Here is a 14173-nt window from a genome sequence, read left to right on the forward strand (position 1 = left end):
ACCTCCTTTAAACGGTATAGTCAATGGTGTTGTCATCATACATTAAATAGGAGTTATCCAGAATACTGCCGGCCGGCCGGTCGGTTACAGAAGCAACATGGAATTTTCTGTGCCCCTGTTTTTGTTTCCATTGGGATTCCCTTTCAAACAAGTTGTAGTCCCTTTCTGAATTCAGGGCAACTTCAAGCTGGTCTACCTTAATCCCCTGGTCGGTCAGGTTTTGCCGTAAATTCGCCAGGTTGGATTCCAGCAGTTCTTTCACCTGTTGCGTATCGGCGGTGAATTTTGCCGTGATCAGACCGTTCTCAACTGTAATCTTCATCTGTAGTTTCCCCAGGGTTTCCGGTTTAAGTTGGATGGTAAATTCTGAGTGTCCCGGTATCTGAACCAACTTGGCCTTCTCGGCAATCATGTTCATGAGTGAATGGAAAACCTGTACGGCATCCTGTTGGCCGTTAAAGAATACCGGATTTGCAGCATACATGGAAAAATTATTCCCTGCCGCCTGGACAACCCATGTTTCACCCTGTATTCCACCGGCTAAATTTGCTTCAATATTTTTGATAAGTTTGTCAAAAATATTGGTTATCTTCCCTACCGAACGGCGCAGGTTGTCCAAAACGATTTCCGGATTTTGGGGCACCGAATTATCAGGTTTTCCGGCATCTTCGGCAATCCCTTGCCCTGGATTGGCGATTAATCCTTTGATTTCTGCCCTCAGCAGGTTTCCGGTCTTATTGATTTCTTGCGGGGGCATACCTTCGGCATTAACTTTTTGCGCGGGTATGCCTTCAACTGGATCCTGCTGTTTTAGGTGTAACCCTGCCAATAAAGCGCCTATTTGTTTTAGGTCTTTGGCGAGGGCTGCAGTGTTTTCCCTGAACATACTGTCAAATTCCCGCAGGATATTGGCCATGCCACCATCGGAATGAACAGCATTATTACCAGTCCTGTTAACGATGGCCTGCAGTTCCCCATTCAGTGTTTTAATATGCCGCAACAAATTGGTTATTTCCCACCCCAGGTAGACAACCAACCTGCCCACATTGGTACCGGTATCGGCGCCACGGGAATATGCGTCAATGGCCTGATCTGCAATATTTAATTGATTGGCCGAAGGGCACAAGAGAACCAGCTTTTCTGCAATATCCCGGATAATATCCATTAGTTCATTTAATGTTTGTTTAAACTCGGCTGCATTGGGCACCTTATCAAATGATACTGCATATGCAATGCCGTCAGATTCCAACATTTTCAACAGCTCCATTATCGCATCGGTCAGTTTGTCTTTTGTCAATATAATTTCTCTGGTTTCAGGATTTACCGGCACATCAGCAGAAACGGAAGTAATATCTCCGGCCTCTACCTGGCCCAACAGGTTTTGCAACAGCATGCCAAATCCGCAAGGCCCTTTGTTGCTCCGTACCTTATTCAGTTGACTGCCGATTCCACACCCGGCTCCATCGGTGGGATTAATCATAAAAGTTCCTACTGCTTGCATTTTCTCACCTCCTTTCACGAGGGATAGCGAACAGTTTTACAACCTTTATTTGCGCATCTGATCCACAATACTTGCTGCTTTCTTGGGGTCCATGGCGCTCAATATGGCTGTAACCTGTTCGTCCTCTAAATTTAGCAGGATCCCTATCGTTACATCATCAGGCAGGTTGTTCATGATTTGGGCCGCTTTGTCCGGTTTCATTTCTGCATAATACCTGCCCAGGCTTTCGTAACTAAGGGTCTGCCCTTCCTGCTGGGCTTTCCATTCCTGTAAGGAGTCTACCGTATTCTGCAAAGACTGCTTATCTTTTGCCAGTTTTTTATTTTTCTCCTCGGCAACAGCAAGTTTGTGTTTAATATCCTCTATTTCCCCTGATAACTGTCTTTTTTGTCTGTCGAGTTGCTCTTTCAGTTGCCTGTTTTCCATGCGCAACTGCTCATTTTCCAGTTGTAGCGGGGATTTTTCAGATTGCTTATTATTGTCATCAGCAATGTATTTTCCGACTACCGGTATCTTTTGGCCCATTTTCTGAACATTTAACACGCCGGTAAAGTCCAAAGCCCACAAGACTGCTGCAATGAATCCAAAAATCAGAGCAAGGAGGAACAGAATCAACAGTATTTTTTTTAGTATGCGAAAGGGCTTACTGTGCAGAAACTTTGGCATCTATATAAAGGCCTCCTAAATGGGATTATCTTTAAGTATGAACCTGTTCGTGGCCATCTCGTCAATCAGCTTCTGTTCTTCCAGAAGAACTTCTCTTATGTACCGGTGATAGTAGCGGGCTTTTATTTTCTCCATTACCTTACGTTCTCTCATCACCGCGACTAATTGAGTTCTGACTCGATCCACCTCAGATCTTCTTTCTTCTACTTCAGCCTTCTGAATTTCAATTTTTTGTATAAGTACCGGAATAAAATCTTGACACCTTTTCACGTCTTCCAGGTTCACAGTTTTTTCCTGGCTACGCCTGACCTGTTCCTGTACCCATTCCATCTGTTTATAAAAGCTGTTTAGCACTTCCACACTGTTTTCGTAACTGCTTATAGCCCGTTGCAAAGCTTCCCTGGCCAGTTCTTCCTGTCGTAACTTAATATCAAGAGCCGTTTGCAGCCTGAAATTAAAAGGTTTCATGCCATATCATCCCTTTTCACGCTGTTTTTGCCATGCCTGTTATAGACAGCAACAACTCCAAGGCTTCATTAAAACCATATTGTTCCTTTACGTCCTGCTTTAGAAAATTTAAGGTATCATCCAGCTTTGATAATGCATAATCAATTTTGGGATTACTTCCCTTGTGATAGGCGCCTATATCAATTAGGTCTTTAGCATCCCGGTATGTAGCCAGGATACTTTTTATTTCCTGAGCCGCTTTCCTATGTTCCTCGCTGACTATGTCCGGCATTACCCGGCTTACACTGGCCAGTATATCTATGGCAGGATACTGGTTTTGCATGGCCAAATCCCTGGATAACACTATGTGCCCGTCAAGTATTCCCCGGACTGCATCAGCAATTGGTTCGTTATGGTCATCTCCGTCAACCAGGACCGTATACAATCCGGTAATTGTCCCGTGGCGGGAAGTACCTGACCTTTCCAACAGTTTAGGCAACATGGCAAAAACTGAAGGAGTATATCCCCTGGTAGCAGGTGGTTCACCCACCGCCAGACCGACCTCCCTTTGCGCCATGGCAAACCTAGTGACCGAATCCATCATCAGCATGACATCCTTGCCCTGGTCACGGAAATACTCGGCTATACTGGTGGCTACCAGCGCGCCCTTTAACCTGACCAATGCAGGTTGGTCCGAAGTAGCTACAACCACAACAGACCGGCGCAATCCTTCTTCACCCAAATCTTTTTCCAGAAATTCTCTGACTTCACGACCTCGTTCGCCAATGAGGGCAATCACATTTATATCAGCGGCAGTATTTCTGGCGATCATCCCCAATAAAGTACTCTTACCAACGCCACTACCTGAAAAAATGCCTACCCGCTGGCCTTTTCCGCAGGTCAGCAATCCATCAACTGCTTTAACTCCTACTGATAATGGTTCGGTAATTCTCTTCCGTTCCAGGGGATTTGGCGGCGGTCCGCTTACCGGGTATTCTGTCTCCCATTCTATTGGCCCCAGGCCGTCAATAGGATTGCCCAATCCATCAATTACCCGGCCGAGCATTTTATTGCTTACGCCAATTTTAAATGAATGCCCGGTGGCTACAACTTCGCAACCTGGTCCGATACCGGTAAGGTCGCCCAAAGGCATGAGCAGTATCCTGTTTTCTTTAAAACCAACGACTTCTGCCTTTAACTTGCAATCACCCACATTGGGGTATATGTAGCAAAGTTCTCCCAGATTAGCTGACGGACCCTGTGATTCCACTACCAAACCTATTATCCGCGTAACCTGCCCATTAATTTTAATGGGGTCCAGATTAGCAAGAGCGGAAATATATTTATTTAAATCAACCATTGGAATTCACTTCCAGTAAAGACTGTTCTATTTCCCGAAGCTGGCGTTCCACCCGCGCGTCAACGGTTCCGTTGGACGTCTCTATAACGCAGCCGCCCGGAAGAATATCGGGGTCCGCGAGAACTTTCATTTTTTTTATTCCTTTAGCAGAGGACATGATCTGTTCCTGGTCGTTTAGAACTTGCTCCAGATTTTGCGGATTGACACGCAGGGATATTTCCTCTCTGTCCCGCACTTTCTCCAGGGCTTTTTGCACCATCCCGACAATAAGGTCCTGATTCGTACTTATCTCGTGACCAATGATCTTTTTGGCTATAGCGACAGCCAATTGTATAATCTCATCTTCAGCCCCAAGAATAATTTTTTTTCTTTCTTCAATGGCATCCTCCAGGGTCTTTTGAGCTGCCAATAAGGTCCCTTTCATTTCTTCTTCTGCTTTTTTGGTCCCTTCTGCATGGCCAACCTGCCAACCATCGTTATAGCCCTGTTCCCTGATCTCCTTAAACTTTTCCTGCCCCTCCTTAACGAGGTTTTCCGCTTCTTCTTTCGCTTTTTTTACTATTTTTTCAGCCTCCTGCCGTGCTGTCTCGAGCAGTTCTTTAACCATTTCCTCCGTTTCCCTGATAATTTCTTCTGCCTGTCTGGTAACTTCCTGGAGGTCTATAGCTCCGGAGGTTTCTCCCCCAGCCGCTGCATTTGTTTCATCCGCTCGGGAAGCCGCCAATTCCAAAGCAGCTTTCCCATTTATGGCTGCAGTTTCCTCGGGATGAGAATAGGTATGGCTAATCAGCCGCGGACTCTCAAGTTTCAAATGTCCGGACTTGATTACCTTAGACAATTATCTCATCTCCCCCGCCTCTGGCAATAACTATTTCACCGGCTTCTTCAAGTTTCCTGATTACATTAACAATACGCTGCTGGGCTTCTTCCACATCTCTTAAACGCACCGGACCCATATATTCCATATCTTCCCTGAGCATGTCGGCAGCTCGCTTGGACATATTCCGGCTGACCTTGGCGGCCACTTCTTCACTGGAACCTTTGAGAGCCAGCGCCAAGTCTTTGCTGTCGACCTCGCGGAGAACTTGTTGAATAGCCCTGTCATCAAGCTGCACAATGTCCTCAAAGACAAACATCCTTTTCTTGATTTCTTCCGCCAGTTCGGGATCCTGTATCTCCAGGGATTCCATAATGGTTTTTTCCGTAGTTCGGTCCACCCTGTTCAGAATGTCTACCACATTCTGCACACCCCCGGCGCTGGTAAAGTCCTCGGATACAACGGAAGAAAGCTTGCGTTCCAGCACGCGTTCTATTTCCCTGATTATTTCCGGCGAAGTACGGTCCATAATAGCGATCCGACGGGCCACATCGGCCTGTCTTTCTGCCGGTAGTGCTCCCAAAATAGCCGCCGCCTGTTCAGGCTCTAGATAAGCAATAATCAATGCAATGGTCTGCGGGTTTTCCGACTGGATGAAGTTTAATAACTGGGAAGGATCCGTTTTTCTTACAAAATCAAAGGGTTTTACTTGCAGGGTGGCTGTTAACCGGTTAATTATCTCCAGGGCTTTCTGGTTGCCCAGGGCCTTTTCCAAGACTTCTTTGGCATAATCTATGCCCCCGGAGGCAATATACTCCTTTGCTACCAACAGCTCGTGAAACTCGTTAATAATTTCCTCTTTCACTTCTGTAGGTACCTTACGTATGTTGGCTATTTCCAAAGTTAACTGCTCTATATCCTCGTCCCTTAAATGCTTAAATATTTGCGCTGATATTTCAGGGCCTAGGGAAATGAGTAAAATTGCAGCTTTTTGCTTTCCCGTTAAGCCTTTCGCCATTTATTCCACCTCTATTCTTCAGCCAACCAGGTTTTTAAGAGTTGCGCCACATCTGCCGGATTCTCCCCGGCAACTTTCTCTACCTGCTCCTTAATCCTGATCTTCTCTTTTTCTTCCGGCGTAAGTTCTTTCTCTTCGATTTCAATTATCTCTTCCATCGCCTTCAGCGGCAATGGCGTAGTAGCTATTTCTCCCAGTTCTTCCAGTTGTTCTTTCTTCAACATTCTCACTCTTAAAATTACAGCAACTATAATCAACAACAGTACAGCGCCCAACGACCCGAAGAGGATAATGGTCTGTTTCCGGTCTGCCTGAGCCATCTCTCTGGCCATTTCCTGCTGATATTCGGTATTAAAGGGCATACCGATGACCGAAACCTGATCTCCCCTGGCTTTGTTGATTCCTGCTGCGTTCACAACAGCCTCTTCAATGGCTTTCTGCTGCTGCTGGTTTATGGCCTTATCTATCATTACGGAAACCGAGAGTCTCTTTACACTGCCCGGTGCAACCGTTTGAACCGTTTCTTCCTTATCATGGACATAGTTTCTGATCACATCGCTGCTGGAACTTTGGCTGTTGCTGTTTCCTCCCGTTGCCACATATCCGGGAATGTTACCGGCTGTTCCCGGCGTATTTTGTGGGGTGGCAGTGTTTGAGCTGCTGGAACTCTGTTCAGTTTTTTGTTCGCTTAAAACATGCTTGTCTCCATAGTTTTCCGTTTTCTTTTGTATCTGGTCAAAGTCAAGTTCTGCCCTGACGCGGCAAACAACCTTGCCAATACCGACCACTTTCTCCAGCATCGACTGCAAGGAACGCTGTAAATCTGCCTGGAAGGTTTTCTGTATTTCCAGTTGGGTCATGGAAAGTTTTTGCTGTTGGGCCTCTTTGCTAAAATCCAGCGATTCACTGAGAATATTGCCGTTCATATCCACTACTGTGACATTTTCGGGCGAAAGGCCCTCAACACTGTTAGCCACTAGCTTTACTAATCCTTTGACCTGGTTTTCATCTAAGGTTTTGGTAGGTTTTAACTGCAACCATACTGCAGCTGTGGCATTTTTCTGTTCTTCCAAAAAAAGAGAAGGTTCGGGTAGGACTATGTGGACGCGAGCCTTATCCACTTCGGAAAAGCGCTCAATGGTACGGGTCAATTCCCCCTGTAAAGCGCGTATGAATCTGGCCCGGCGATCAGTATCTGTCTCCCCGAACTTGGTTTGGTCAAAAGCCTCAAAGCCGACAACCCCCCCTGTCGGATACCCCTCACTGGAGAGGGAGATCCGCGTTTGGTCCACATCCTTACTTGGGACCAGGATAGTAGTTCCGCCATCGGCTAACTGGTAGGGTATTTTATTTTCTTTCAACCATTCCACGGTTTTTCCAGCATCTTGCGGGTCCAGTTGAGTGAATAAAGGCGCATAATCGGGTCTGGTAGCGCCCCTCACTAACACAGCCAGGGTTCCGACCAGAAAGAGGGCTGAGACAATAATGACAATCTTTTGGTTCCTGGTCATATTGTTCCACAGCCCTACTATTTTCGTTTTGAGTTGCAGCAAATACTCTCCCATTACAGCTGGTCCACCTCGTCTCACTCGATAAGGAATGTTGTTCTAACTAAGATTATACTTGCATGCGCATAATTTCCTGATATGCTTCCACTATTTTATTCCTTACCTGTAAAGTAAGCTCGAATGCCAAATTTGCTTTTTCAGCCGCTATCATAACATCATGAACATTTTCGATTTGCCCTGTAACCAGCTTCTGCTTCATTTCCTCTGATTGAACCTGCAGGTTGTTAACTTCGTTGAGAGCTTTTTTCAAAAATTCACCAAAAGATACCGTTTCTGAATTATCCTCATTAGTCGGCCGGGAATCAGTCAATACAACCGGCTGCGCGGTAAGAAGCTGATCTATTTTCATTTAAAAACCTCCTAACGTCCGATTTCCATAGCTTTCGCAAACATTTCCTTTGTAGCTCTAATGGATGCTACATTTGCTTCATAGGCACGGGTAGCGGAAATCATATCCACCATCTCCGTAACTATGTTCACATTGGGCATTTCCACATATCCCTGTGCGTTGGCATCAGGATGGTTCGGGTTATAGACAAGTTTTAAAGGTGACTGGTCTTCAATAATTTTCGTCACCCTGACTCCCTTACCCGGCGATACACTGTCTAACCGCTCTTGAAATACCTTATCAAAATCACCGTTTTTTGCCTCAAAAACAGCTAACTTTCTCCTGTATGGCCCCCCGGAAGCCGTCCGGGTAGTATTAACATTGGCAATATTTTCAGAAATCAGGTCCATTCTCAACCTTTGTGCTGTTAAACCGGAAGCGCTGATATCAAAGGAATCAAACATTCCCATGTTTTATTTACCCCCTTCCGTTGATGGCCATCCTAAGTTTTTTGAAATCTCCATTAATACCGTTAATCAGGAACTCATACATGATCTGATTTTTGGCCAAAGCAGCAGTTTCTTTATCTATGTCTACGTTGTTATCATCGTTTCTCATGGTCGTATCGGTGTCCCAAACAAATCGGGGATTAATTTCTATTGGTTTTTTACCGCCGATGGGTATATGCCTGGGGTCTGAGGTCAATCCTTGTAACCTGCCATTTGCAGCCATAGCTTTCTTCAACTCTTCTTCAAAAGCCACGTCCACGCGCTTATAGCCGGGAGTATCGACATTGGCCATGTTATTAGCAATAGCTTCATTTCTCATACTGGCGGCATCTAAAGCCCGCTGTAGCAGACCCATAGTATCGGATGTGATAAGTTTCTCTATCACCTTTAAACGCCTCCTACAAAATAAAATCCAAACTGAGGGAAACCGCAGTTTGGTTCTACTAAACGCAAACCCTCCTTCGGCAACCCGGCAACCATTGCGTTATGTCGCTTTAGGCCCGTAGTTTTGCGCCTTTATCTTTCGATAAAGTTGCCTTTATCAAAGTTAGGTACTGCTTTTGTTCATGGTAACGATACACTATGTGAGGAAAACTTTACAAAGCATTAATCCTATATTTCGTCATATTTTTGTGAATTCCTACTTTAAGTTGTAGATTTTTAGACTTTTTTCGCTAATCTATCTGAAGTTTATACAACATCACTGACTGTTTTTTATATTTCGTCATATTTACTTAAAATCCTTTTTTTAGCAAATCTGTTGGCAAAAAAATAAACCATAGAAGATCTATGGTTTATAGTCAATCAACAATATGGACCAATCAATGCTTAAGCTTTTGCAATTCGTCCAATAAACGTTCGTTCAAAATCCTTATATAGGTGCCTTTCATGCCGAGGGATTTAGACTCGATCACTCCAGCGCTTTCAAACTTCCTGAGAGCGTTAACAATTACCGATCTGGTGATTCCTACCCGGTCGGCAATTTTACTCGCCACAAGCAATCCCTCATCGCCTTCAAGCTCATCGAAAATATGTTCAATTGCTTCTAATTCGGAATAAGACAAGGTACCCAGTGCAATTTGCACAGCAGCCTTCTTGCGAGCTTCTTCCTCGACCCTTTCAGCTTTAATGCGCAAAATTTCCATGCCAACAACGGTAGCGCCATATTCAGCCAAAACCAAGTCTTCGTCAGTAAAGTTTTCGTCACTTTTGGCCAATAAAAGAGTGCCTAACCTTTCACCGCCGCCGACAACGGGAACAATCGTCATTACCTTTTCAGTAAATACACATTCTTGGGCATCGTCAAATACACAAACATTGTCTTTCTGCTGAAAATTGGCCCTGGTTTCGTTCACCCGGAGCAGCGACTCATTATAGGCTTCCGGGAACCGGTCCGAACTCTCGATCAAGTCTTTCATGGTTTGACACGCAAAGTTATCCATGAAAGCACAGCCCAGAATTTTACCGCGGCGGCCTATAATATAAGTATTTGCCCTTATGTTTTCAGTCAAAACGTCAGCCATTTCCTGAAAGTCTACCGGATGTCCTGCGGCTTTTTGAAGAAGTTTGTTAATACATCTGGTTTTTTCTAACAAATTCCTCATTACTTGTCCCCCTTAAAGGTAAAATTGACAGCGTATTGTATAAATACTACAAAATGTACCTGCTCAAATCACGATTGTGTATTACTTCACTAAGTTTTTCCTGAACATACTTTTCATCAATTACGACGACTTTTTGATCGGTATCAGGCGCCTCATAGGCAATGTCTTCAAGTAATTTCTCTAAAATTGTATGAAGACGTCGAGCCCCGATGTTTTCTGTCTGTTCATTAACAGTATAAGCTATTTTTGCAATTTCATCAAGAGAATTTTCTGTAAATTTCAACATGATTCCTTCTGTTTCCAACAAAGCCTTATATTGCTTAATTATAGCATTTTGGGGGGCGATGAGGATTTGTTTAAAGTCTTCTTCGGTCAAACTTTCTAATTCAACCCTAATGGGAAATCGGCCCTGTAACTCAGGAATTAAATCGGACGGTTTGGCTATATGAAAAGCCCCGGCAGCAATAAATAAAATGTGGTCAGTTTTTACTGCCCCATATTTTGTCATAACTGTTGAACCTTCTACTATGGGCAATATATCTCTCTGCACCCCGCCTCTGGAAACATCTGGCCCGGCACCGCCGTCCCGGGCAGCAATTTTATCAATTTCATCCAAAAAAATAATGCCTGATTGCTCGGCCCTTTCTATGGCCTGAGAAATAACTTCATCCATATCGATTAACTTCTGGGCTTCCTGGTTGGTTAATATTTTTCGGGCCTCTTCTACAGTAGTTTTACGTTTTTTCTTTCTTTTGGGGAGTATGCCGCCGAGAATATCCTGGATGTTGATGCCCATTTCTTCGACTCCGGCCCCGGAAAAAACTTCTACTGTAGGCACGTTGGTATCTTCAACTTCTATTTCTATGTACTCCTGTTCCAATTCACCCTTCTGCAGCTTTTCCCAGAGTATGTCCCGCTCCCGCTGGACCTGGTTCACTCTCTCAGTAAATGCCTGTTCCTGTGCCTGGTCATCATTTCTTTGTCCACCGCCGAAAAGGGCTTCAAAGGGGTTTTTTAATCCCATTTCCCTTTCCGGCAGGGGGGCCAAGATGTCCAGAATTCTTTTTTCAGCCATAACCTTGGCCTTTTCTTCCACTTCGGCCATTTTCTCCTGTTTAACCATCCTGATGGAAGTCTCCACCAGATCCCTGACCATAGATTCCACATCCCTGCCCACGTATCCCACTTCGGTAAATTTTGTTGCTTCTACCTTGACAAAGGGGGCATTTACCAGTTTGGCCAGGCGCCTGGCAATTTCCGTCTTTCCTACACCGGTAGGGCCAATCATTATTATGTTTTTGGGAACAACTTCATCTCTTAATTCCGGGGGGAGTTTTTTTCGGCGGTACCTGTTTCGCAACGCTACCGCAACAGACCGTTTTGCTTTATGCTGGCCAACAATAAACTTATCCAGTTCCTCGACAATTTGTTTTGGTGTCAAATCCTGCACCAAAATCCCTCCTAAAACTAGTTTTTCATCAACGACTGAACGCCTGTTGGTGCCCGGCAGTTTACTTAGTTAGGGCCGTTTAATTCCTCCACAACAATGTTATCATTGGTAAAAACACAAATAGAGGCGGCTATCGTCAGCGCCTCCCTGGCTATCTTCGCAGCATCCAGCTCAGTAAACTTTATAAGCGCCCTCGCGGCAGCCAGTGCGTAGGATCCCCCCGAACCTATGGCCGCCACATCATCGTCAGGTTCAATTACTTCGCCGTTGCCCGAAATGATTAACAGATGTTTTGAATCGGCAACAATCAGTAGCGCCTCCAGCCGGCGGAGAATTTTGTCCATCCTCCATTCCTTAGCCAGTTCAACGGCGGCTCTCTGTAAATTTCCCCTATACTCCTCAAGTTTGCCTTCAAACTTTTCGAATAAGGTAAATGCGTCGGCCACTGAACCGGCAAAGCCGGCCAAAACCTTATCGTTGTATAACCGTCTTACCTTTCTGGCCTGATGTTTTAACACTACATTTCCGCCAAAAGTTACCTGACCGTCGCCGGCTATTGCTGTTTGGCTGCCCTTTTTCACCGCAACAATAGTGGTTCCCTTGAACATTTAATTACCTCCTATTCAAGCCCGCGGATGTGCTTTCTTGTAAACTTCTTTTAAATGTTCTCTGGTTACATGGGTATAAATTTGTGTCGTAGACATTTTAACGTGCCCCAATAATTCCTGTACTGTTCTAAGATCTGCCCCAGCATCCAATAAATGGGTGGCAAAGGAATGACGGATAATATGGGGGCTTACCCTCTGCCTGATGCTGATTTTACGCACGTATTTATTAACGATATCGCGAATACTGCGTACGGAAATACGTTGTCCCGCTTTGTTCAGGAAAACAGCCTCCGAAGGTTCTTTTGACCTGCAGGCCAGCCTGGTTCTGCCGTGAGTAAGATAGGCTTTCAAGGCGTTTATGGCAAACTGACCCAGTGGAACAACTCGTTCTTTGGCGCCTTTGCCCATTACACGCACATAACCCGTGTTCAGGTCGATATCGGTCATATCCAGATTGACCAGTTCACTGACCCTGATTCCGGATGCGTAAAGGGTTTCCAGAATGGCCCTGTCTCGCAATCCCCTGGGAGTGTTTCTCTCCGGCGCTTCAATCAGATTTCTTATGTCGTCCTGGTATAAAAATTGCGGCAGTCGTTTTTCCACTTTCGGGGTAGCAACTTCAATCAACGGGTTCCACGTAATTACTTCTTCCCGGCATAAAAACCTGAAAAAAGTCCGCATGGCTGCCAGTTTTCGAGCTATGGTACTTCTGGACAGTCCTCTTCTCTGTAGTTCAGCCAGGAATTTTCTGATTACCAGGTGGTCAACCCGGTCCGGTTGCAGATTTTCCGGAGTTATATTAATTTCAGCACTTATAAAGTCCACCATCTGGAATAAGTCAGTCTGATAGCTCTGCAGTGTTTTTTCGGAAGCATTTTTTTCGACCTGTAAATAGACCATAAAATCATCAACATAATTGTACATATTTCGTCACCCCTTAATAAACATGATACTGAAGGTGTACGTTTTTTCAGGGGGACTATTATAAATTATTTTTAAAATTTTCCAATGTTATCACTGCTCTTTCAGAAATCAAACGGTTCTTCATCTTTTTATCTTTGATTCTTTCTTCCAGAGGCGGTAAAAGGCCAAAATTTATGTTCATAGGCTGAAAACTGGCCGGATTAGCCGTAGTAATGTAATGGCTCAATGCTCCATGGGCCGTGGCCGGGGGAAACACCACCGGTTCCTGCCCTTTTACCAGTCGGGCGGCATTGATTCCGGCCATCAATCCGGCTGCAGCAGATTCAACATAACCTTCAACACCGGTAATCTGTCCGGCAAAGAACAGGTCTTTTCTTTTGCGAAACTGAAAAGTTGGCTCCAGCACTGTAGGTGAATTAATAAATGTGTTCCTGTGCATCACGCCGTATCGAACAAATTCCGCCTTCTCCAATCCCGGTATCATGCGGAACACCCGCTGCTGCTCCCCCCATTTTAGGTGGGTTTGAAAACCGACTATATTGTAAAGCGTTCCTTCCATATCATCCTGGCGCAACTGGACAACGGCGTATGGTCGCTCCCCTGTTTTGGGATTTTCCAAGCCAACCGGTTTCATCGGTCCGAAGAGAAGGGTTTTCATCCCCCTTGCCGCCATGGCTTCAATGGGCATACAGCCTTCAAAAAATATTTCCTTTTCAAAGGTTTTTAAAGGGACTGTTTCGGCTGAAGTCAATTCATGCCAAAAACTTTCATATTGTTCCTTGGTCATCGGACAGTTCAGGTAATCGGCATCACCTTTGCCATACCGAGAAGCCCGGTAAATAACGTCGTGGTTGAGGGATTCATAGGTGACTATCGGAGCTGCCGCATCATAAAAATACAAATAATCTTCGCCGGTTAACTCTTTAATGCTAGCCGCCATTGCTTCGGAAGTCAAGGGGCCGGTTGCTATAATTGCCGGACCATCATTCGGTACCGATGTGACCTCTTCCCGGACTATTTCCACTAAGGGGTGGTTTTCCAATTCAGCAGTAACCTGGGCCGCGAATTTCTGCCGGTCCACGGCCAAGGCGCCGCCTGCAGGCACCCTATTGGCATCGGCACACTTCATGATCAACGAATTCATTATGCGCATTTCTTCCTTTAACAGCCCGACAGCATTTTCCATACCTGCCGCCCGTAGGGAATTGCTGCATACCAATTCAGCAAAGTATGCAGTTGTATGGGCCGGCGCCATTTTTTGAGGCCGCATCTCGTATAATTTTACTCTTACACCACGGTTAACTGCCTGCCAAGCCGCTTCCGACCCCGCCAGTCCTGCTCCGATAATTACTAATTCCGTTTCCATTGGAATC

The 14173-nt window shown here is 45.2% G+C and carries 15 protein-coding genes and 1 riboswitch; all 15 genes read right to left on the bottom strand.

Translation table 11 applies throughout. The features are described 5' to 3' along the window. Positions 1 to 7: 7 nt before the first annotated feature. The 15 genes from ACSNJE_RS11280 to trmFO all read right to left on the bottom strand — a co-directional run bounded on the left by ACSNJE_RS11280 (position 8) and on the right by trmFO (position 14166). On the bottom strand, positions 8 to 1501 hold the full coding sequence (locus ACSNJE_RS11280) for a flagellar hook-length control protein FliK (protein WP_495252689.1): 1494 nt from the start codon (positions 1499 to 1501) through the stop codon (positions 8 to 10). Between the two features lie 45 nt (positions 1502 to 1546). Continuing rightward, a complete protein-coding gene (locus ACSNJE_RS11285; protein ID WP_474773033.1) occupies positions 1547 to 2167 on the bottom strand; it encodes a MotE family protein in 621 nt (206 codons plus the stop codon). Between the two features lie 15 nt (positions 2168 to 2182). Continuing rightward, on the bottom strand, positions 2183 to 2635 hold the full coding sequence (fliJ, locus tag ACSNJE_RS11290; protein WP_495252690.1) for a flagellar export protein FliJ: 453 nt from the start codon (positions 2633 to 2635) through the stop codon (positions 2183 to 2185). A 16-nt stretch (positions 2636 to 2651) separates the two neighbouring features. Further along, positions 2652 to 3974, bottom strand: a complete 1323-nt coding sequence (fliI, locus tag ACSNJE_RS11295; protein ID WP_474773031.1) for a flagellar protein export ATPase FliI — start codon at positions 3972 to 3974, stop codon at positions 2652 to 2654. Then, complete coding sequence (locus ACSNJE_RS11300) at positions 3967 to 4812, bottom strand: FliH/SctL family protein (RefSeq protein WP_474773030.1); 846 nt, start codon at positions 4810 to 4812, stop codon at positions 3967 to 3969. The genes fliI and ACSNJE_RS11300 overlap by 8 nt, the downstream gene beginning before the upstream one ends. Further along, a complete protein-coding gene (fliG, locus tag ACSNJE_RS11305; protein WP_013120409.1) occupies positions 4805 to 5809 on the bottom strand; it encodes a flagellar motor switch protein FliG in 1005 nt (334 codons plus the stop codon). Before fliG ends, ACSNJE_RS11300 begins: the two co-directional genes overlap by 8 nt. An 11-nt stretch (positions 5810 to 5820) precedes the next feature. Then, entirely contained in the window at positions 5821 to 7374 is a 1554-nt protein-coding gene (gene fliF, locus ACSNJE_RS11310; RefSeq protein WP_052216781.1) for a flagellar basal-body MS-ring/collar protein FliF, read from the bottom strand. A 52-nt stretch (positions 7375 to 7426) separates the two neighbouring features. After that, positions 7427 to 7726: a flagellar hook-basal body complex protein FliE gene (gene fliE, locus ACSNJE_RS11315; protein WP_013120411.1), complete on the bottom strand. Its 300-nt coding sequence runs from the start codon at positions 7724 to 7726 to the stop codon at positions 7427 to 7429. Between the two features lie 11 nt (positions 7727 to 7737). Beyond that, positions 7738 to 8175 (bottom strand): flagellar basal body rod protein FlgC, encoded by a 438-nt coding sequence (flgC, locus tag ACSNJE_RS11320; protein WP_013120412.1) that lies wholly within the window; start codon positions 8173 to 8175, stop codon positions 7738 to 7740. 7 nt (positions 8176 to 8182) lie between these two features. Beyond that, positions 8183 to 8599, bottom strand: a complete 417-nt coding sequence (flgB, locus tag ACSNJE_RS11325) for a flagellar basal body rod protein FlgB (RefSeq protein WP_495252691.1) — start codon at positions 8597 to 8599, stop codon at positions 8183 to 8185. A 75-nt stretch (positions 8600 to 8674) separates the two neighbouring features. Further along, positions 8675 to 8761: riboswitch (cyclic di-GMP riboswitch) on the bottom strand. Positions 8762 to 9035: 274 nt separating this feature from the next. Continuing rightward, the gene (gene codY / locus ACSNJE_RS11330) at positions 9036 to 9818 is read right to left on the bottom strand and encodes a GTP-sensing pleiotropic transcriptional regulator CodY (RefSeq protein ID WP_013120414.1); all 783 of its coding nucleotides are present in this window, start codon (positions 9816 to 9818) and stop codon (positions 9036 to 9038) included. 46 nt (positions 9819 to 9864) lie between these two features. Further along, positions 9865 to 11268, bottom strand: a complete 1404-nt coding sequence (hslU, locus tag ACSNJE_RS11335) for an ATP-dependent protease ATPase subunit HslU (protein ID WP_474658840.1) — start codon at positions 11266 to 11268, stop codon at positions 9865 to 9867. A gap of 65 nt (positions 11269 to 11333) precedes the next feature. Beyond that, on the bottom strand, positions 11334 to 11876 hold the full coding sequence (gene hslV, locus ACSNJE_RS11340) for an ATP-dependent protease subunit HslV (protein ID WP_495252692.1): 543 nt from the start codon (positions 11874 to 11876) through the stop codon (positions 11334 to 11336). A 15-nt stretch (positions 11877 to 11891) separates the two neighbouring features. Continuing rightward, positions 11892 to 12800: a tyrosine recombinase XerC gene (gene xerC / locus ACSNJE_RS11345; RefSeq protein WP_495252693.1), complete on the bottom strand. Its 909-nt coding sequence runs from the start codon at positions 12798 to 12800 to the stop codon at positions 11892 to 11894. Positions 12801 to 12858: 58 nt separating this feature from the next. Continuing rightward, the gene (gene trmFO / locus ACSNJE_RS11350; RefSeq protein WP_495252694.1) at positions 12859 to 14166 is read right to left on the bottom strand and encodes a methylenetetrahydrofolate--tRNA-(uracil(54)-C(5))-methyltransferase (FADH(2)-oxidizing) TrmFO; all 1308 of its coding nucleotides are present in this window, start codon (positions 14164 to 14166) and stop codon (positions 12859 to 12861) included. Between the last annotated feature and the right edge of the window lie 7 nt (positions 14167 to 14173).

Source organism: Thermincola sp. GK-1, from assembly GCF_059412445.1.

Excerpts from the sequence above, each read along its gene's own strand:
- ACSNJE_RS11280 (WP_495252689.1), bottom strand. The coding sequence starts at position 1,501 with ATGCAAGCAGTAGGAACTTTTATGATTAATCCCACCGATGGAGCCGGG.
- ACSNJE_RS11285 (WP_474773033.1), bottom strand. The coding sequence starts at position 2,167 with ATGCCAAAGTTTCTGCACAGTAAGCCCTTTCGCATACTAAAAAAAATA.
- fliJ (WP_495252690.1), bottom strand. The coding sequence starts at position 2,635 with ATGAAACCTTTTAATTTCAGGCTGCAAACGGCTCTTGATATTAAGTTA.
- fliI (WP_474773031.1), bottom strand. The coding sequence starts at position 3,974 with ATGGTTGATTTAAATAAATATATTTCCGCTCTTGCTAATCTGGACCCC.
- fliG (WP_013120409.1), bottom strand. The coding sequence starts at position 5,809 with ATGGCGAAAGGCTTAACGGGAAAGCAAAAAGCTGCAATTTTACTCATT.
- fliF (WP_052216781.1), bottom strand. The coding sequence starts at position 7,374 with ATGGGAGAGTATTTGCTGCAACTCAAAACGAAAATAGTAGGGCTGTGG.
- fliE (WP_013120411.1), bottom strand. The coding sequence starts at position 7,726 with ATGAAAATAGATCAGCTTCTTACCGCGCAGCCGGTTGTATTGACTGAT.
- flgC (WP_013120412.1), bottom strand. The coding sequence starts at position 8,175 with ATGGGAATGTTTGATTCCTTTGATATCAGCGCTTCCGGTTTAACAGCA.
- codY (WP_013120414.1), bottom strand. The coding sequence starts at position 9,818 with ATGAGGAATTTGTTAGAAAAAACCAGATGTATTAACAAACTTCTTCAA.
- hslV (WP_495252692.1), bottom strand. The coding sequence starts at position 11,876 with ATGTTCAAGGGAACCACTATTGTTGCGGTGAAAAAGGGCAGCCAAACA.
- xerC (WP_495252693.1), bottom strand. The coding sequence starts at position 12,800 with ATGTACAATTATGTTGATGATTTTATGGTCTATTTACAGGTCGAAAAA.
- trmFO (WP_495252694.1), bottom strand. The coding sequence starts at position 14,166 with ATGGAAACGGAATTAGTAATTATCGGAGCAGGACTGGCGGGGTCGGAA.